We start from the raw sequence: 18,347 nt of genomic DNA on the forward strand, positions 1-18,347 counted from the left end.
CATCTCTCACTAGTAGCTTTTGGGCAGGCCCAGAACGCGCTCGGCGATGAAGTTCAGGATCATCTCACGACTGACGGGCGCGATGCGGGCGATCATCGCCTCGCGGAAGTAGCGCTCGACATCGTACTCCTTGGCGTACCCCATGCCGCCGTGCGCGAGCACCGAGGCTTCGCAGGCGTGGAAGCCCGCCTCGGCGCCCAGATACTTCGCGGCGTTGGCTTCAGCGCCGCATTCCTTGCCCTGGTCGTAGAGCGACGCGGCCTTGAAGGCCAACAGATTGGCGGCCTCAAGTTCGGCCCACGACTTGGCCAGCGGATGGGCCACACCCTGGTTCTGACCGATCGGACGTCCAAAGACGATCCGCTCATTGGCGTAGGTGGTGGCCTTGGCCAGCGCCGCGCGACCCAGGCCGATGGCCTCAACGGCGAACAGGACCCGCTCGGGGTTCAGACCGTGCAGCAGGTACTGGAAGCCCTTCCCCTCTTCGCCGACCAGATCATGCGCGGGCACGAACAGGTCCTCGATAAAGAGCATGTTACACTCGACGGCCTTGCGCCCCATCTTCGGGATTGGCTTGGCTTCGATGTTCTCACGGTCGGTATAGAAAAGGGACAAGCCTTGGTGCGGCTTGGCGCACTGGTCCTTTGGCGTCGTGCGGGCGATGATCAGGATCTTGTTGGCGCGCTGGGCGCCCGTCGTCCAGATCTTGCGGCCGTTCAGACGGTAGCCGCCGTCGACCTTCTCAGCCCGGGTCTCAAGGCTGGAGGTGTCGAGGCCTGAGTTCGGCTCCGTGACGGCGAAGCACATCTTGTCTTCGCCGGAGATGATCCGGGGCAGAAGACGCGTGCGCTGCTCGTCGGAGCCGAACTTCACCAGCGGCATCGGGCCGAAGATATTCAGGTGGATCGCGGACGCCCCGGAGAACCCCGCGCCGGACTGAGCTACCGTCTGCATCATCACCGCGGCCTCGGTCAGGCCCAGCCCTGCGCCGCCGACGCTTTCCGGCATGGCCACGCCCAGCCAGCCGCCCTCGGCGATGGCGGCGACGAACGCCTCGGGAAACTCCCCGGTCTCGTCGGTGCGGCGCCAATATTCGTCATCGAACGCGGCGCAGACCTTGGCCACGCCTTCGCGAATGGCCTCCTGTTCCTCGGTCAACCAGAATCCGGACATTCGGCCACTCCCCTGCGTGTTCTTGTTGGTTAGGTCTGGGACGCCTCGAAGCGTCGCGCGTTCATCGCCTCAGCGTCGGAGCCCAGGTTATCACCTGTCAGATACGCCGCGACCAAGTCAGCCACAAGCGGCGCGAACAGCCAGCCGTTGCGGCGTGCGCCGGCCGCCAGCAGCACGCCAGGCTTGCGGCTCCACCCCACCAGCGGCAGTCCGTCCGGGGTCGTGACCCGAACACCCACGTCGATCTCGGCGGCCTCGAGATCAAGATCGGGACGCAGAACCTTGGCCGCATCGCACAGCGGCCGCGTCGCCTCAGGATCGGGCGCGAGGTCGTCGCGCCCGTGCTCCATGGTCGCCCCGATCGCTAGCGACGCGCCGGGCGCAAGGTAAACGCCCTCGCCCCTGATCACCGGCCGATCAGCGCCGCCCTCGTAAGGCGCGCGCAGAATCTGCCCCTTGATCGGCGACAGATGGTTGGTCTCGGGCGCAAGCGCTCCATCAAGAGCGCCAGGTCCGGTCGCCAAAACCAGCACGTCGAAAGGCTCTGTACGCCCATCGGCGAGGCGCAGGGCGCCCGGCTCGAACGACTCGACCGCCACCGCCTCGAATACCGCGCCCGCCTTCTCCGCCGCCGCCCGCAGCGTGGTCAGCGCCTGTCGCGCGTCCAGGCGCCAGTCTTCGGCGATAAAGGTAGCCTGAGGCGCGCCCAAGGCGCGCATCCGCGCCAAAACCTCGTCGCGCCAAGCCGGACGGCCCTCTACGCGGACTCCGCTGCGCGAGAGCTCGATACCAAGCGCCAGGGCGAAGTCTGGCCACAGGTCACGCGCGCGGCGCATCAGATCCAGGTGTTCGCGGGACGACGGATCGAACAGCGCCTCGCTCATCGGCGCCAGCATGCCGGCCGCCACGCCCGACGCATTGGCGCCAAGCGGGGCCGGATCGAAGACCGTGACGCCGAACCCTAGGCGCGCCAGGCGCAAGGCTACAGTCGATCCCAACGCCCCGGCTCCCGCCACGGCGACGTGCGCGCCCGATCTAGGTTTCATGGCGCGCAAACACCCCTCTGGCCGGCGCACGTCAAGTCCGGGCCCGCGCTTAAGGCTCCAAAATCAACCATAAAGATAAACTAAGTATCGCGACACTTCAGCGCGAAGACCCGTTCCGTGCATGCATGCGCGTGACGACGCAGCCAAGCTCGGTCTATATCCGTTAAGACTAGCATTGAGCCGTTTATCGGTGTTCGAGGGAATAAAGGCGGATGAACGATCGACTCGCAGCCGAACAGGCCCATCCCGTTGATCTCTATGTCGGGGCCCGGCTGAGAATTCGTCGCAAGATGATGGGTCTCAGCCAGACTCAGGTCGCCGACGCGCTCGGCATTACCTTCCAGCAGATCCAGAAGTACGAGCGCGGCGCCAACCGGATCAGCGCCAGCAAGCTCTACGACGCTGCGAAGCTGCTTCAGGCCCCCGTCTCTTACTTCTTCGAAGGACTGGATGAGACGGACGGCGGCGTCGATGATGGGTTCGCCCAGCGCATGACGGAATTTGTGTCCACGCCGGAAGGTCTTGAGCTCGCCAGCCTGTTCCCGCGTCTGGCCGATCGTCGCCTTCGCCGTCGCGTGGTCGATCTCGTCCGGGCCATGGTGGACGATGACGGCCCCGACAACGGCGCCGCCTAGTCGAACCGCTGGCTCCACGACCCCGCCGACAGCGGGGTCTTTTTTTGAGCCTCACGTCGCGAGAATCGAGCGGTGCGCACGGCTCAGCTTTCCCGCCTTGAAGGGGGTGCGAGGGCCAATCGGGCGCTACTCGAAGCTTCGAGAGGCGCCATAATTGTAAAAAACCCCGCGCTACGGGCGTTTTGTCCCCGTGAATCGGCGTTTTAACCTTTCCTAACGGGTGACAAACGCGATCGGTGTCGTCAGGCTCGAATTTCCCTGATTCACAGGAATGAGCTTGAGAAGATGAACGTTTCCGATCTGGTCGACGCCGCTGTCGCCGCCGACGAAAAACTGACGAAGACCCAGGCCAAGGCCATCATCGACGGCGTCTTCAAGTCGATCTCCGACGCTGCCGTGAAGGGTGAAGAAGTCTCGATCCCGGGCTTCGGCAAGTTCAAGGTCCAGTCCAAGCCGGCTCGCACCGGCCGTAACCCGGCCACGGGCGCGACCATCGAAATCGCCGCCAGCAAGAAGGTCGCCTTCACGCCGGCCAAGCAACTGAAGGACGCCGTCAACGGCTAAACCTTTGGGCGGAAGGCGACGCCTGGCGCTTCGCCTTCTCGCAACGGCTTCGGGGTGCGACGTTACGCCAAAGGCAAACGTTGCACCCTAAGGCTTTTCGGAACAAATCAAGAACGATACCATGTGTTCATGGCCGTTCTCGATCTCCGGCGCAAGCTCGCCATTCTCTCCGACGCCGCAAAGTACGACGCGTCGTGCGCGTCATCCGGCGCCACCAAGCGCGACTCCCTTGGCGGCAAGGGCGTGGGTTCCACCGAGGGCATGGGCATCTGCCACGCCTACGCGCCGGACGGGCGCTGCATAAGTCTGCTCAAGATTCTTCTGACCAACTTCTGCATCTACGACTGCGCCTACTGCATCAATCGTGTGTCGTCGAACACCCCCGGGCGCGGTTCACGGTGAAGGAGATCGTCGATCTCACGCTCAATTTCTATAAGCGCAACTACATCGAGGGCCTGTTCCTGTCGTCAGGTGTTATCCGGTCGGGTGACTACACGATGGAGGAAATGGTCCGCGTAGCGAAATCACTGCGCCTGGACCACGACTTTCGGGGCTATATTCACCTGAAGCTGATCCCCGAAGCCTCGCCAGAACTGGCGGCCGAGGCCGGTCTCTACGCCGACCGCGTGTCGATCAACATCGAGCTGCCGCGCGACGATAGCTTGAAAACCCTGGCGCCGGAAAAGAACCCGACAGACATCAAGCGCGCCATGGGCCGTATGCGCCTGGCGATCGACGACCATGCGGAGCCCGCTCGACGAACGCGACCTCGGGTCTTCGCGCGCAGCCAGTCCACTCAGTTGATTGTCGGCGCGGACGAAGCCCGAGACGGCGATATCCTGGCACGCAGCGCCAATCTTTATGGGGCGTACCGCCTAAGCCGGGTCTACTACTCGGCCTTCAGCCCGATCCCCGACGCCAGCCACCGACTGCCGCTTGTGCGCCCGCCGCTCCTGCGCGAACACCGGTTGTATCAAGCGGACTGGCTTATGCGCTTCTACGGCTTCGAGCAGTCGGAGATCGTGGCGACGGGCGAGGACCTGGACCTCTCGGTCGACCCCAAGACGAATTGGGCGCTTAACAACCGCGCCAAGTTTCCGGTCGATGTGCAGACCGCAGATCGCGAGACCTTGCTGCGTGTGCCAGGCCTCGGCGCCAAAGCCGTGGAGCGTGTGTTGACCGCGCGGAAGGTCGCGCGACTGACCTTGGAAGACCTCAAGCGCGTAGGCGCGGTCCTGAAACGCGCCAAAGCCTTCGTCGTGACCGCCGACTGGACACCGGGCGCCTTGACCGACCAGGAGAGCCTCAAGTCCGCGCTCGCCCGCCCCCAGCAGTTGAGCCTGTTCTAATGCGGGTCGTGCGACTGACGTCCGAGATCGATTTCGCCGGGTGGCGGTCTGCGGCCAGGGCCCTACGAGCGCAGGGCGTCGAGCCGCAAGCGTTGGTGTGGACGGTGGAACGAGACCTGTTCTCGCCCCCCCCTGGCGGGGGATGGGGGAGACGGTATCCACGCCGCCCGCTCAACCTCCGCCCCGCAGGACGAAAAGGGCTTCACCGTCCCCGCCGCCTTTCTCGAACTTGCCGAGCAGGTGATCCTGCATCGGTCGCCCGACCGCCTCGCCCTGCTTTATCGTATCCTCTGGCGGCTGGGACGCGAGCCTCGCCTGATCGAGAATCCCGCCGATCCTGACTTGGCCCGCGCCCGGGACATGGCCAAGGCCGTCAGTCGCGCCGCGCACAAGATGAAGGCCTTCGTCCGCTTCCGCCTGATCGAAGGTCCCCCCAAAGAGACTTACGCGGCGTGGTTCGAGCCGGCTCATCGTGTGACCGAAGCCACGGCCCCCTTCTTCGCGCGTCGTTTCTCAAACATGGACTGGACGATCCTGACACCGGACGCCTGCGTGGCGTGGGACGGCGAACGCCTGACGGTCTCTGAAGGCGCCGATCCCGCCGACGCGCCGTCCGAGGACGCGCAGGAAGCGCTTTGGCGAACCTACTACGCCTCCATCTTCAATCCCGCCCGCCTGAACCCTCGGCAGATGCGCCAGGAGATGCCAAAACGCTATTGGCGGAACCTGCCGGAGGCGACGCTCATTCCGGCCCTCATCGAAGCGGCCGAGCACCGCGCCGCCGCCATGGTCGAGACACCGCCCCGCCCTCCCTCCGTGCGCGTGCTCAAGGCAGCCCAGCGCCATGCGCGGGACGCATCATTCGGCGCGGGGACGCCGACGACGCCGGAGGCGGTCGAGGCGGGGGTGAGCGTTTGCCGCCGATGCGATCTCTGGCGTGACGCGACCCAGGGCGTCCCGGGCGAAGGCCCATCGAACGCGCCCCTGATGTTTGTCGGCGAACAACCCGGCGATCAAGAAGACCTTGCGGGCCGCCCCTTCGTAGGCCCCGCAGGACAGCTCTTTGACCGAGCACTGGCCGAGGCCGGCGTTCCGCGCGAACGCGTCTACGTCACAAACGCGGTCAAGCACTTCAAGCACGACGCTCGCGGCAAGCGCCGTGTTCACAAGACACCGACACAGGGCGAAGTCAGCGCCTGCCGTTGGTGGCTGGACGCCGAGCGGAGGCTCGTGAGGCCCCGCGTCACCGTGATGCTCGGCGCGACCGCGGCCCTTGGCGTGATCGGCCGCCCAACGCGGGTCGTCGAAGCAAGAGGACAGCCTTTGGGCTTGCCGGATCACACCCAGGGCTTGGTGACCTTTCACCCTGCCTATCTTCTCCGGCTTTCGGATCCGGCAGCGCGGCGCGCGGCCTACCAGAGCTTCGTCCACGATCTGAGGCTGGCGGGCGAACTGTCCGGAATGACCTGAGCCCCGCCCTTCCCCACGAGCGAAAGAGGCCCCGCCTATGACCTCTCGCCTCAAACCCGACGCAAGCGCCCAGTCAGTCCGAAAACGAAAAAAGCCCGGACAAACGCCGGGCTTTTCAAAGGCTTGCGATGGTACCAGCTCTCGGGCTCGAACCGAGGACCTCTAGATCCACAATCTAGCGCTCTAACCAACTGAGCTAAGCCGGCTCATCGCGAGGCGTTGTCTTTAGTGGGATCGTTCGCCGGGATCAAGCACCGATCCCGATGTTTTGAACGGAAAACGCCCCGGAGCCGAAACTCCGGGGCGTTCCTTAACTTTCGCCTTGCTCCAGGCCCTATTGCGGGACTTGGAACACCAGCGGGACGGTCACCTGGCCACCATCGACGGGCGCGCCGTCGAGGGTCTTCGGCTTCATCCGGAACAGGCGCGACAAGCGGATAGCCGCATCGCCGAAGCCCATGTCCGCCGGCGATTCGGAAACCACCGAGCAGCCTTCCAGAGTGCCCTTGGCCGTCACGGTGCACGAGATCGTCGCGCGACCGCTGACTTCCATCCGCTGAGCACGGTCCGGATAGTACCGGGCCATGTCGTCGCCGGAGGGCTTACGAGCCCAGTCCGGACGGGTGATGACCGAGGCGCGCGCCGGCGGGTTCGAAGGAACCGGCGGAGCGGCCGAGATCACCGGCGGAGCCGTCTGTTCCACACGCTTTTCAACGGGCGGAATCGGCAGCGGCGGCGGCGGCGTCACGTCCGGCGGCGGAGCCACCGGGGGACGCGGCTGAACCACGGCCGGAGGCGGCGGAGGTTCGTTGGTCGGAGGCGGCGGCGGCGGAGGCGGCGGCGGCGGCGGAGGCGGAGGCGGAAGCTCCACCACCGTCGCATCGTCCGAGTACTCCTGGAACACGGCTTCGAACTTTTGCTTCGCGAGGTACGCGAAGAGAAGCGCGTGCAGACCAACCACCACAGTCAGGGCGACACCGAAAGGACCGAAGCCCTTCTTGCGACGCGGACCATCCGAAGTGAGCGGATCGTAACGGCGATGCTCGGGCGTATTTTGATCAGCCATGCATCACCCCCTACTGACTATCATCCCGCCCGACGAGCGCCACGCTGTAGAAGCCGTTATCCTGGAGAGTGTTCATCACCTCCATGAAAGCCCCATAGCGAACCTTTTCGTCGGCCCGGATGAAAATGCGCTCCTTCGTCGGATCGCGGCGGCCCATGCTCTTGGTGATGTCGTAGCCCAGCTCATCGATGCTGGTCTCGTTATCACCAAGGTAGAGCTGCCCCGACTGCTTGATCGAGACGTAAACCGGCTTGGATGGTGGCGGCGATGACTTCGCCACCGCCGGCGGCAGGTTCACTTCGACCGACACGGAGGCCAGCGGAGCCGCCACCATGAAGATGATCAGGAGCACCAGCATAACGTCCACGAAGGGCGTAACGTTGATCTCGCTGTTCTGTTCGACGTTGAACCTGTCGCCACCACCGCCTGAAAGTTTGGCGGCCATGGGTGTTACGCCCCCTTGTCGAGCTGGCGCGAGATGGCGTTCATCAGTTCAGCAACGAAACCTTCCGAACGCGTGCCGTAGGCCGAGATGCGGGTCTGGAAGTAGTTGTAGAAGATAACGGCCGGGATAGCGGCGAACAGACCGATACCGGTGGCGAGCAGGGCTTCAGCGATACCCGGCGCGACGACGGCGAGGTTGGTCGTGTTGGTGTTCGCGATGCCGATGAACGAGGTCATGATGCCGTACACGGTACCGAACAGACCGATGAACGGACCACCCGAACCGACCGAGGCCAGGAACACCATGCCGCCCGACAGGCGCTTGGCCAGCGAGGCTTGAACGGCGTTGATGGCGTAGGTGGCGCGAGCCAGCGTCGAGTCGCGGTGTTCGCCGCCAACGGCGAGGCCGGCTTGGCGCGACAGCTCAACTTCCTGCGAGGCGGCGGCGGCCATGTCGGCCATCGGGTTGCCTTCGAATTCTTCCGACGAGCTGATGCGCGCGATGTCGGCGATCGAGCGAGCGCCGCGGAAGGCTTCCAGGAACTTGTCCGACTGCTTGTTCAGGGCGGCGAACTCGAAAATCTTGGTGAGCAGCAGCACCCACGAGAAAACCGAGGCCAGGATCAGGCCGATCATGACGACCTTAACGACCACGCCGGCGGCCAAGAACATGCCGACCGGGGTCAGCGAGTGGCTGGGCTTCGCCTCGCCGCCTTCTTCGGCGGGAGCGGCTTCCGGAGCCGGGGCCGGAGCAGCGGCGTCCGCGGCCGGAGCGGCGGCGGCGTCGGCGGGCTTAGCTTCCGCGGAGGCGGCGGCGGGAGCCGCGGCGTCCTGAGCAAAAGCCGGGGCGCTCGCCATCAGCGCCACGGCGCCGACGAGAGCGATGAGGGGGGTCTTCCGTTTAATGTCGAGCATCTGTCGCCAGTTCCTGATTGGTCTAGCACGTTTGGACCGAGGGTCGTCGCGCGAGAGCGTCTCCACCCTAACTCTGAATAGCCCGCCTGGAGGTCGATAACTCTCCCCCCGGACGGACCCGCTTCGCTGCGCTCGACCCGTTACGCCCCTCACGAGGACCAAGCCTCCAGAAGGATCGTTTCGAAGCGCGTGCAACCGAAGCCTCCAATGAGGCTTCGGCCTTACCGCAATGTTAGAATTGCGGCTGGGGTCCTTTGGCAACCCCTTTTCGCACCGTCAAGGGTCTGAATTGGGCACAAATTCATCGTCAGCCCCCCACGCCCCCGGGCTTTGCCGCGCTGCACAAAAGAGTTTTCCGGATTTAAGGGCGGTTTTTCCCTACCAACGAGAAAAACCATGCTGCACTGCAGCAAGGCAACAAAACGCGGGTCTGTGAAGAAAGGCGCCTGTCTCTGCGGCAGGTAGGCCCCCGAAGCCCGGCGATCAAGCGTCGCGGTCATAAAAATGAGATATCGGCCAACGGGCGAGCCCGGCGGCCTGAACTTCCAAAATCAGGAAGATTGGAAGGTGGTGCCTGGGGCCGGAATCGAACCAGCGACACGCGGATTTTCAATCCGCTGCTCTACCAACTGAGCTACCCAGGCATCCGGGCTTTGACGGGCAAACCCGCCGTGGCGAACTCGCTGTGCAGCGAGGAGCCGGGTCTATAGGGGAGGCGCGAAAGGAAGTCCAGCGCCGTTTTATCATTCCCTGTTGATGTCTTCGGATAGCGGATTTTCCACGTCGTCATCCCCGCCGGCGACGACATAGCGACCATTCAGCCAACGCTGCAGATCGACGTCAGCGCAGCGTTTGGAGCAGAAGGGCCGAAAGCCCGGATCGACGGGTTTCGCGCAGATCGGACACTTGGCGCTCATTCGGCGTGCACCTCGATACGGTCGGCGGGCCAAGCGGAATCGGCTTCAACGGTGAACCGCCTGCCGAGCCGTTCGGCGACCCCCTCGTCGAGTTCCGCAAGAAAAGCCTGGGCCGCGCCCGGCGCACAACGCGCCCTGAGTCGGCCGCCGGGATTGGCTCGTCCCTCGCGCTCCAAGGCCCGCGCGAGTCGCCGCGCGACGTAGCGGGGATTGGGTTCGCCTTGCGCCCCAATCATACGCTCGAGAATCGGAGGAGACCGCCGAGGGACGATCATCTCCAGAGTGCCAAATTTGCTGATCGCACCGATTCCCACGCCCGGGTTGTCCGGCGCGAAGGCGTTGCGCGCCGCCGTGGTCAGCGCTTGGGCGTCGTGGCCGCGTCCGACGAGATCAAACACGACGATGCCGGCCAGGCCTTTCAAGCGCAGGACCCGCGCGGCCACGTTGATCGCCGCCATATTGGCCAGGCGCGCGGCCCGCTTTGAATCGCCTCCTTCGCGCGCGCCAAGATCCACATCGATCGCGGTGAGCGCCCGAGTCGGCTCGACGGCGATGTCGCCGCCCCCAGGCAGACTGAAAATCGTCGCCAGCACATCGGCCTCTGCGGCCTCGACGGCGAGCAGGGCCTTGTCGCCGGTGGTCGGGGAGCCCGCTTTCACGGCGTGTCTAAGACGTTCCTCGATGGTGGGCGCTTGCGCGACGATGCGCGGCTCGCCCTGCCCCTCGGCCATGAAACGCGCCACCCCCGCCTTGTCGGCGCGCGATGGCGTCTTGACCTCGATCTCGACGAGACCGCCCTCGATCAGGCTTGGCATGTCCAGACGCAGCGGCAGCAAGAGATCCGCCCCGCCGGGCAGTTGAACGAAGGCCGATGCGAAGGCCTTTTCGATCTTTCGCACCCGCGCGACGCCCCGCACGCCCTCGGCGTTCAACGGATCATCGCCTGGCCACTCGACCATCAGGCGCTCGGGACGTCCGTCCAGCGTCACCACGCCAACGGTCTCTCCCACGCCCTTATGAAGATAGGCGCGACGCTCGCTGGGGCCCTTGGTGGTCATGGGCGGTACCCCAGTCCGGACAGGAGATTGAGCGTCTCGTACAGCGGCAGCCCCACCACGCTGGGATAGGAGCCCTGCAGGTCGGTGATGAAACCGCCGGCCAGACCCTGGACGCCATAGCCGCCCGCCTTGCCGCGCCATTGACCGCTCGCGACATAGCTGTCCCTTTCGGCCTCGGAGAGCCGCTTGAAGCCGACCTTGGTCTCGACCAGACGAGTCGCTGTCCGCCCGCCGGGAGCGATCAGCGCGACCCCGGTCAGAACCTTGTGGTTCCGGCCAGACAGCAGCCTGAGACAATAGAGAACGTCGGCTTCGGTCTCGGCCTTGGGCAGAATACGCCTGCCAACGGCCACCACGGTGTCGGCGGCGAGGACGAAATCCTCCGGCGCGCGCGCGGCGACCACACGGGCTTTCTCAAGCGCGAGTCTCAGCGCGTGACGACGCGGGGTTTCGTCGCGAAGAGGCGTTTCGTCGATGTCGGCGGGATCAACACGGTCGGGGGTGACACCGACCTGGGCGAGCAGATCAAGGCGCCGGGGGCTCGCACTGGCCAGCACCAGCGCCGGCCCGGCGGCCACTTGGGCGGCCGTCGTCGGAGCCATCGGCGTCTTACTTGAAGCGGTAGGTGATACGGCCCTTGGTCAGGTCGTAGGGGGTCATCTCGACCAGCACCTTATCTCCCGCCAGGACGCGAATACGATTCTTGCGCATCTTGCCGGCGGTGTGCGCGATGATCTCGTGGTCGTTTTCCAGCTTCACGCGAAACGTGGCGTTCGGCAGCAGTTCGCTGACCGTACCGGGAAACTCGAGCAGTTCTTCCTTAGCCATCAGGCCTCTCAAAGGGACGAATCGGATAGCCGCGAGCGTACGCCCGACAGGGTTGTCGGGGCGAGCCGTTCGCGGCGAGGCGCCTCTATAGCGCAATTACCCCCCGAACGTCGATGGCGCGCCGAAACGTTGCTTGATCGCGGCCGCGAGGGCGTCTCGCACCTCGCGATAGGCCTCTAGGCGGGCCTCTCGCGAACCGTCGCTCAGAGTGGGATCGTGTGTCGGCCAGTACTCGATCTCGACCGATCGGTCGCGAGACAGCTCAACCGCGCGGTGCTGGGCTTCGGGCGTGAGGGAAACCACCACGTCGAAGCTGTCGTCCTCGAGCTCAGCAAAGGTCTTGGGCTTGTGGCCAGAAACGTCCAGGCCCAGTTCGTCCATGACCGCTACGACAAAGGGATCTATCCCCTCCCCCGCCGGATCGGACTTGAGGCCGCACGAGTCGACGAAGGCGCGCGTCCCGTAGAACCGCTTGAACAGTCCCTCGGCCATCGGCGAGCGCACGCGGTTGTAGTTGCAGGTGAACAGCACCGCGTCCGGCAACGGCTGCGACACGATCAGCCCCGCCAGTGCAGCGCGCAGATCAGGGTGAACAGGCGACGCGCTGTATCGAGGTCCGTCTTGACCTTGCCCTCCAGTCGCTCGCGCAGAAGGTTGGAGCCTTCGTTGTGCAGGCCCCGCCGCCCCATGTCCAAGGCTTCAATCTGCTGGGGCGAAGAGTTGCGGATCGCCGAATAGTAGCTGTCGCAGATCAGGAAATAGTCCTTGATCACGCCGCGAAACGGCGAGAGCGACAGCAGGTGCCGGCGCTCGTAGCCCGCCCCGGCGATATCGAAGGCCAGGCGGTTCTCGATCAGCGACAGCCGCACGTCATAGGGCCCCTCGCCGGCCTCGGCAGGCTCGAAATAGTTGCCCTCGAGCAGGTCGAAGATCGCCACCTGGCGCTCCTGCTCTTGATCGCGCGAGGCGGCCGCAAGGCTCTCCTCGTCGATCTCGATCGACTTGATCCGTTGGCTGGCGCGGGCGTCTGTGTTCATCTGGCGCGGGAGGTTCGCGCGTCAAACGTCGCTTGGCAACCTCACCGACGCCGATAGGGCGTGAGCGGGCAGCCCCTCGGCCTCGGCGAGGGCCACTGTGTGCGGTCCGAGCACGGCGAACGAGGCCGTATCGCACTTCACGATCGAGGTGCGCTTGATGAAGTCGTAGATCGACAGGCCGGACTGGAAGCGCGCCGCCCGGCTAGTGGGCAGGACGTGGTTGGAGCCGGCGACATAGTCGCCGATGGCTTCCGGCGTGAGACGGCCCAGGAAGATGGCGCCGGCGTGCCGCACCCGGTCGGACAGGCGCTCGGGGTTGTCGAGCGCGAACTCGACGTGCTCGGGCGCAATGGCGTCGACCAGGGCCGGGCTGTCGTCCAGCGGCGCGATGATCACCGCGCCGTGGTCGCGCCACGAGGCAGCAGCGTCCTCGCCTGTGGAGAGGGTCTTGAGGCGCTCGGCGATGGCCTGTTCAACCGCCGCGGCGAAAGCCTCGTCGTCGGTGATCAGGATCGACTGGGCGGCCGGATCGTGTTCGGCCTGGCTGAGCAGGTCGGCAGCGATCCAGTCGGGATTGTTGTTGCGGTCGGCGACCACCACAATCTCCGAGGGGCCGGCCAAGGCGTCGATGCCCACCACGCCGTACAGGCGGCGCTTGGCGGCGGTGACATAGGCGTTGCCGGGGCCGACGATCTTGTCGACCGGCTGGATCGGACCCGCGCCATAGGCCAGGGCGGCGACGGCCTGGGCTCCGCCCACGCGCCAGATCTCGGTGACCCCGGCTTCCTTCGCGGCGGCCAGCACGGCCGGCTGCAGCTTGCCGGGCGGGGTGACCATGGCGATGCGATCGACGCCGGCGACCTGGGCCGGGACGGCGTTCATCAGTACGGTCGAAGGATAGGCCGCGCGACCGCCCGGAACATAGACGCCGACGGCTTCCAGCGGCGTCCAGCGCCAGCCAAGCTCCACGCCGGCCTCGTCGGTCCAGGCCTGGTCGGCGGGACGCTGGCGGCTGTGATAAGCGCGGATACGCGCGGCGGCGAAGGCGATGGCGTCGCGCACATCGGCCGGGGTCTCCGACGCGCCGGCCTCGATCTCCTCGGCGGTCACGCGGATCGTCTCGGCCGTCAGTTCGACCTTGTCGAAGCGCCGGCTGTAGTCGAGCACCGCCTCGATTCCCTGCGTGCGGACCGCCTCCAGCACGGCGGCGGCGGCGGCGTCGACATCGGCCGGCGAGCCACGACGCTCGTCGAGGAAGGCCTTGAAGGCGGCCTGGAAATCGGGATCGGAGAACTTAAAGCGGCGCATGGCCTGCTAGATGCGGCTTTTTCCGACCAAGGCAAGCCCGAAAGCCTACGGAATGGCGGGGTCGCGCATGACAGCACGCCGCATCAGGAGTCCGTAGACGACCGCCGCGATCGCCAATCCGACGAACCAGGCATAGGTGTATAGCCCCGTCCAGATATTCCCAACGCCCCCGAACAGATGCGGCGCGGCGGCCGCCAAGAAACCCGGCAGATTGGGAGCGACGCCGAGGAGCAGCGCCACGACGGCGGCAATGTTCCAGCCCCCGCGATAGGCGTAGGTCCCGTCGCGGACATAGAGGTCATCGACCGCCAACCGAGCCTTACGGACGATCCAGTAGTCCACGATCAGCACGCCCGCGATCGGCCCCAGAAGCGCGCCGTATCCGACCAGCCAGGTGAAGATGTATCCCTGGGTCGTCTCAAGGAGCTTCCAGGGCATGATCAGGACGCCGATGACCGCCGTGATCCAGCCGCCCATCCGATAGCTGATCTTGCTGGGCCATAGCGCGGAGAAGTCGTAGGCCGGGCCCACCAGGTTGGCCGCGATGTTACAGCACACTGTGTCGAGGCTGATGATCAGCAAGCCGACCACCACCGCGATCCCGCCGATGTCGCCGGCCAGTTGGACCGGATCCCAGATCGCCTTGCCGAAGATGATCGTGGTCGCCGAGGTCGTCACCACGCTGACCACGGCCAGCAGCCCCATCGGCACGGGGAGTCCAACCGCCTGGCCGATGATCTGATCGGACTGGCGACGCGCGAAACGGGTAAAGTCGGGAATGTTGAGCGCAAGGGTCGCCCAGAAGCCGACCATGGCCGTCAAGGCGGGCGCGAAAACCGTCCAGAACTGGCCGGCCTTGGCGCCGCCCGCCGCGAAGGCCGAAGGCTGGTGCAGGATCGGCCCCAGGCCTCCCGCCTTGTCCACGGCCCACCACACCATCAAGGCGCAGATCAGGATCTTGATCGGCGCGGTCCAGGTCTCCAAACGGCGGATCGCCGTCAGGCCCTTTGTCACGAAGAGTAGTTGCACGCCCCAGAAGGCGAAGAACGCCAGAAGTTGCCCAACACCGATCCCCAATAGCGGCAGCGGGGCTCCTTCCAGTTTCCGGCCGGCGATGACGCCCAGCAGGGTCAGCAACGCTCCGCCGCCGATCCAGGTCTGGATGCCGTACCAACCGCAAGCAACGACCGCGCGCGCCACCGCCGGGATCCGCGCGCCCTTCCAGCCGAATGAAGCCCTGGCCAGGACGGCGTAAGGCACGCCCCAGCGCGCCCCGGCGTGTCCGATCAGCAGCATCGGGACCAGGACGATCACATTGCCGAGCAGAACGGTCAGCACCGCCTGCATCGCCGACATGCCCTGCTCGATCAGACCCGACGCCAGCATGTAAGCCGGCACGCAGATGACCATACCCAGCCACAGCGCCGCGAAATGCCACCAACGCCAGTTGCGCTGCGCCTCAGTGGTCGGCGCTAGGTCTTCGTTCCAGAGCTCATTGTCGGGCGCGCGCATGCCGCTCTCCGCGGGTGCGATCCATCCCCAGCGCGCCGGCCCCCGCCTCGACGCGACCTGACCTTACGGGCGGATCGCTCCGGCTGGCAATTGAGGTCGCCCTGGTCCTGAGCCGCGCTAACCCAGAGCTGCGTAAGCCAGCGTGGCCAGTCCGGCGCAGAAGACAAAGCTCAGCGCGACCAGCGTCGCCCGTCCCCAATCGAAACAAGGCCCGCCATGCCGCAGAACCGGCGGCGCGGGCTTGGTGATGTCGCAGGCACGAAATAGCACGGACTGGGATTCGCCCGTCGCGTAGGCGGTCTTCCTGGCCATGTGGGCCTCCCTGACGTTCACGCCTCTTCTGAGCGCGTGGCGTTAGGTTAACACCGCTCGCCTGTCCGGCGAATTGGCTGGGCGATCACTAGCGCGTGGGACGAATCTCCGGCGCCGCTCCTGCTTGCGGAAAGATCAGGAAAAAGGCGCCGCTCAGAGTTTGAGCAGGCGCCCAAATCGGAGGCCTTTAGTCCTTGTGCCCCGGCGTTCGGGGCGTGGACCAGGGATCGGACACATCCGCCAGCGCGACGTCGAGACAATCGACCGTCACGCGCATGTCGCCGCCGCCCGCGAAGGTCAACGTTACGACGCCGGCCGGAGGCTCCTCGGCAGGCTCGAAGCCAATGGACAGCAACTCGACGACGGCGCCCTTGGCGTCCCGGCGCAGATTGCGCGCCTGGACGCTCGAGACATCGCCGAACTGAAGCGCCGAACGCACCCGCTCGCCCTGCTTGCCCTTCCGCGCTTCCCAACGGAAGCGATTGCAGGCGATGGTCAGGGTGCGAGCCTGAGCGTCCCATCGGATGTCGCCGATCTTGGCGATGGCGTCCTGAAGCGCTGCAGACAGGACCCCCAGGTCGTCGGCGTCGTGCGCCAGCAGGCGCAAGGGCTTGGCGGCCTCGGCCATGATCAGAGTTCCGCCTCGCCGTCGCCCTTGATGCGCCGCACCTGAGCCCCGCAGGCGCCCAGTTTCTCTTCCAGGCGCTCGAAGCCCCGGTCGAGGTGATAGATGCGACTGACCGTGGTCTCGCCGCGCGCGACCAAGCCCGCAATCACCAGGCTGACCGAAGCCCGCAGGTCGGTGGCCATGACCTCGGCGCCTTCCAGTTGTTCCACGCCGCGCACCCGCGCCTCGCCGCCCGACACCGAGATGTCGGCGCCCAGGCGCATCAGCTCCGGTGCGTGCATGAACCGGTTCTCGAAGATGGTCTCGCGGATCCGGCTCTCGCCCCTGGCCGTCGTCATCAGCGCCATGAACTGGGCCTGCAGGTCGGTGGCGAACCCGGGGAACGGCGCGGTTTCGATATCGACGGCGGTCAGGCGCTGGCCGTCGCGGCGGATGATGCACCCGTCAGCCGTCTCCTCAACGCCCGCGCCGGCTTCCTTCAGCTTGTCGAGCAAGGCGTCGATCAGGCCCGGACGCGCGTTGCTGAGACGCACCTCGCCGCCGGCCATGGCGGCCGCCACGGCGTAGGTGCCCATCTCGATCCGATCCGGAATGACAGCGTGCGTCGCGCCGTGCAGACGCGGAACGCCGGTGATCGTCACCGTCGGGGTGCCGGCGCCCTCGACCTTGGCGCCCATGGCGTTCAGGCACTCCTGGAGGTCGACGAGTTCCGGCTCGCAGGCGGCGTTGTGGATCACCGACACGCCGTCGGCCAGCACAGCGGCCAGCATCGCATGCTCTGTGGCGCCCACCGACACGAACGGGAAGGTGATCTCCGCGCCCTTCAGGCCACGCGGGGCCTGTGCGTAGACATAGCCTTCGTGCAAGTCGATCTTGGCGCCCAGGGCCTCGATGGCCTGCAGGTGCAGATCGACGGGCCGGGCCCCGATCGTGCAGCCGCCCGGCAGCGAAACCTTGGCTTGGCCCGAACGCGCCACCAACGGGCCCAGCACGTTGAACGAGGCGCGCATCTGGCGGACCAGGTCATAAGGCGCGAAGCCGCTGGTGATCTCCGGCGCATGGAGGAGGGTCTGCTGGCCGTCGGAGCCGTCGCTTTCGGTCACCTCCACGCCCAGACGCGTCAGCAGCTTGCCCAGAAAACGGGTGTCGGCCAGACGCGGCATGTTGGTCAGGCGCAGCGGCTCGTCGGTGAGCAGGCTGGCCGCCATCAGCTTGATGGCCGAGTTCTTGGCGCCGCTGACCGGGATCGTCCCGTTCAACTGCGCGCCGCCGATGATGGCGATGCGATCCATTAAGGTCCCTCGAACGCGCGGGGTGGGGACGCCGCGCGGTCAACATGTGAGGCGCGCCTTCTATCCGTTGCAAGAGGGCTTGCAAGGCCCTGCCGCTTAAATCGGCGCTGAGAGATCATAGGGACGCTCGTCGGGCCAGAACAGCGCGTGTGTGGTGCTGGCGAGGTCGATCGCCACCTGGGCCAGATCGATCGCCTTGCGAACCGCCGCCAGGCCATCCTCGCCGAACGCCGCCCTGCCATACTGGGTGTCGAACGGGCCGCCGTCGCCCGCGAGCCTCACCGCCACGGCCCAGCCTGCGCCGACAGGATTCGGAAACGGCGCAGACAACGCGAGGGTCAGGATTCGCCGCTGCCCGGTCGCGTGAGTTATCCCCAGCAACTTTCGAACGTCGTTATACGGCCCTGGCGCGGCTTCGGCCGCCGTGATCGCTGCGTCGTCTTCGCCAGAATCCTTGCGCGACGCGGCTTTTCGCTTCCGGAGATTGGTTCGGAGGGCCTCCGCGAGCTTGGCTTCACGGGCCATCTTGTCGTCGTTGATCGGCATGTTCCGGGGGTGCGGCGACAAAGTTGTTCGGTCAAGACGATTTTGGGCTTGGCGTTCGCGATTCTCCTCGCTATACGCCCCCTCCTCGTCGCCGCCGTAGCTCAGTGGTAGAGCGCATCCTTGGTAAGGCTGAGGTCGGCAGTTCAATCCTGCCCGGCGGCACCATGGGGACCCAAGCAAGTTTCGTTGCTTGGGTCCCCGCCATTCCGACGAGACTTCCAGATACAGTTTCAGGTACCCAACGCTC

Annotated in this window: 19 protein-coding genes, 3 tRNA genes and 2 pseudogenes; 5 read left to right on the forward strand and 19 right to left on the reverse strand. The window is 65.8% G+C overall.

All coding sequences use genetic code 11. From position 1 onward, the window contains the following. Nucleotides 1-9 precede the first annotated feature (9 nt). Nucleotides 10-1,173 carry an acyl-CoA dehydrogenase family protein gene (locus tag CSW63_RS16670; RefSeq protein WP_062094572.1) on the reverse strand — a complete coding sequence of 388 codons (1,164 nt, stop codon included), beginning with the start codon at nt 1,171-1,173 and terminating at the stop codon, nt 10-12. 29 nt (nt 1,174-1,202) lie between these two features. Continuing rightward, nucleotides 1,203-2,219, reverse strand: a complete 1,017-nt coding sequence (locus tag CSW63_RS16675) for an FAD-binding oxidoreductase (protein ID WP_062094570.1) — start codon at nt 2,217-2,219, stop codon at nt 1,203-1,205. A gap of 212 nt (nt 2,220-2,431) precedes the next feature. On the opposite strand from CSW63_RS16675, the gene CSW63_RS16680 reads away from it, so the two are divergent. The 4 genes and pseudogenes from CSW63_RS16680 to CSW63_RS16695 all read left to right on the forward strand — a co-directional run. Then, nucleotides 2,432-2,854, forward strand: a complete 423-nt coding sequence (locus CSW63_RS16680) for a helix-turn-helix domain-containing protein (RefSeq protein ID WP_062094568.1) — start codon at nt 2,432-2,434, stop codon at nt 2,852-2,854. Nucleotides 2,855-3,139: 285 nt separating this feature from the next. Next, the gene (locus CSW63_RS16685) at nt 3,140-3,418 is read left to right on the forward strand and encodes an HU family DNA-binding protein (protein WP_062094566.1); all 279 of its coding nucleotides are present in this window, start codon (nt 3,140-3,142) and stop codon (nt 3,416-3,418) included. 129 nt (nt 3,419-3,547) lie between these two features. After that, nucleotides 3,548-4,767 (forward strand): annotated as a pseudogene (locus tag CSW63_RS16690) (putative DNA modification/repair radical SAM protein). A 201-nt stretch (nt 4,768-4,968) separates the two neighbouring features. Next, a pseudogene (locus CSW63_RS16695) lies at nt 4,969-6,237 on the forward strand (UdgX family uracil-DNA binding protein); the annotation flags it as partial. 129 nt (nt 6,238-6,366) lie between these two features. Here CSW63_RS16695 and CSW63_RS16700 read toward each other — a convergent pair. From CSW63_RS16700 to CSW63_RS16780, 17 genes are all read right to left on the reverse strand, one after another. Next, nucleotides 6,367-6,443, reverse strand: a tRNA-His gene (locus CSW63_RS16700). A gap of 128 nt (nt 6,444-6,571) precedes the next feature. Continuing rightward, nucleotides 6,572-7,303 carry an energy transducer TonB gene (locus tag CSW63_RS16705; protein ID WP_062094564.1) on the reverse strand — a complete coding sequence of 244 codons (732 nt, stop codon included), beginning with the start codon at nt 7,301-7,303 and terminating at the stop codon, nt 6,572-6,574. A gap of 10 nt (nt 7,304-7,313) precedes the next feature. After that, on the reverse strand, nt 7,314-7,748 hold the full coding sequence (locus CSW63_RS16710; protein WP_062094562.1) for a biopolymer transporter ExbD: 435 nt from the start codon (nt 7,746-7,748) through the stop codon (nt 7,314-7,316). A gap of 5 nt (nt 7,749-7,753) precedes the next feature. Next, nucleotides 7,754-8,662: a MotA/TolQ/ExbB proton channel family protein gene (locus CSW63_RS16715; RefSeq protein ID WP_062094560.1), complete on the reverse strand. Its 909-nt coding sequence runs from the start codon at nt 8,660-8,662 to the stop codon at nt 7,754-7,756. A 568-nt stretch (nt 8,663-9,230) separates the two neighbouring features. Then, nucleotides 9,231-9,306: transfer RNA gene (locus CSW63_RS16720), tRNA-Phe, on the reverse strand. Between the two features lie 99 nt (nt 9,307-9,405). Beyond that, nucleotides 9,406-9,579, reverse strand: a complete 174-nt coding sequence (locus CSW63_RS16725) for a DNA gyrase inhibitor YacG (RefSeq protein WP_062094558.1) — start codon at nt 9,577-9,579, stop codon at nt 9,406-9,408. Beyond that, entirely contained in the window at nt 9,576-10,637 is a 1,062-nt protein-coding gene (locus CSW63_RS16730) for a ribonuclease E/G (protein ID WP_062094556.1), read from the reverse strand. The genes CSW63_RS16725 and CSW63_RS16730 overlap by 4 nt, the downstream gene beginning before the upstream one ends. After that, nucleotides 10,634-11,239 carry a nucleoside triphosphate pyrophosphatase gene (locus CSW63_RS16735; RefSeq protein ID WP_062094553.1) on the reverse strand — a complete coding sequence of 202 codons (606 nt, stop codon included), beginning with the start codon at nt 11,237-11,239 and terminating at the stop codon, nt 10,634-10,636. The genes CSW63_RS16730 and CSW63_RS16735 overlap by 4 nt, the downstream gene beginning before the upstream one ends. A gap of 7 nt (nt 11,240-11,246) precedes the next feature. Then, nucleotides 11,247-11,465 (reverse strand): translation initiation factor IF-1, encoded by a 219-nt coding sequence (gene infA, locus CSW63_RS16740; RefSeq protein ID WP_004617696.1) that lies wholly within the window; start codon nt 11,463-11,465, stop codon nt 11,247-11,249. 96 nt (nt 11,466-11,561) lie between these two features. Further along, on the reverse strand, nt 11,562-12,020 hold the full coding sequence (locus tag CSW63_RS16745; protein WP_062094551.1) for an arsenate reductase ArsC: 459 nt from the start codon (nt 12,018-12,020) through the stop codon (nt 11,562-11,564). Nucleotides 12,021-12,022: 2 nt separating this feature from the next. Beyond that, complete coding sequence (locus tag CSW63_RS16750; protein WP_062094549.1) at nt 12,023-12,502, reverse strand: UPF0262 family protein; 480 nt, start codon at nt 12,500-12,502, stop codon at nt 12,023-12,025. A 21-nt stretch (nt 12,503-12,523) separates the two neighbouring features. Beyond that, nucleotides 12,524-13,810 (reverse strand): histidinol dehydrogenase, encoded by a 1,287-nt coding sequence (gene hisD / locus CSW63_RS16755; protein ID WP_062094547.1) that lies wholly within the window; start codon nt 13,808-13,810, stop codon nt 12,524-12,526. 45 nt (nt 13,811-13,855) lie between these two features. Beyond that, nucleotides 13,856-15,322 carry an NCS1 family nucleobase:cation symporter-1 gene (locus tag CSW63_RS16760; RefSeq protein WP_099503232.1) on the reverse strand — a complete coding sequence of 489 codons (1,467 nt, stop codon included), beginning with the start codon at nt 15,320-15,322 and terminating at the stop codon, nt 13,856-13,858. A gap of 117 nt (nt 15,323-15,439) precedes the next feature. Further along, nucleotides 15,440-15,634, reverse strand: a complete 195-nt coding sequence (locus CSW63_RS16765) for a hypothetical protein (RefSeq protein ID WP_062093522.1) — start codon at nt 15,632-15,634, stop codon at nt 15,440-15,442. A gap of 187 nt (nt 15,635-15,821) precedes the next feature. Beyond that, nucleotides 15,822-16,262 (reverse strand): DUF2948 family protein, encoded by a 441-nt coding sequence (locus CSW63_RS16770; protein ID WP_082749296.1) that lies wholly within the window; start codon nt 16,260-16,262, stop codon nt 15,822-15,824. A 2-nt stretch (nt 16,263-16,264) separates the two neighbouring features. Then, nucleotides 16,265-17,554, reverse strand: coding sequence for a UDP-N-acetylglucosamine 1-carboxyvinyltransferase (gene murA / locus CSW63_RS16775; protein ID WP_099503230.1), 1,290 nt, complete (start codon nt 17,552-17,554; stop codon nt 16,265-16,267). Nucleotides 17,555-17,650: 96 nt separating this feature from the next. After that, complete coding sequence (locus CSW63_RS16780; RefSeq protein ID WP_082749295.1) at nt 17,651-18,100, reverse strand: hypothetical protein; 450 nt, start codon at nt 18,098-18,100, stop codon at nt 17,651-17,653. A gap of 90 nt (nt 18,101-18,190) precedes the next feature. Here CSW63_RS16780 and CSW63_RS16785 point away from each other — a divergent pair. Further along, nucleotides 18,191-18,265: transfer RNA gene (locus tag CSW63_RS16785), tRNA-Thr, on the forward strand. Nucleotides 18,266-18,347 lie beyond the last annotated feature (82 nt).

This window comes from Caulobacter sp. FWC26 (assembly GCF_002742645.2).
Classification (GTDB): Bacteria; Pseudomonadota; Alphaproteobacteria; order Caulobacterales; family Caulobacteraceae; genus Caulobacter.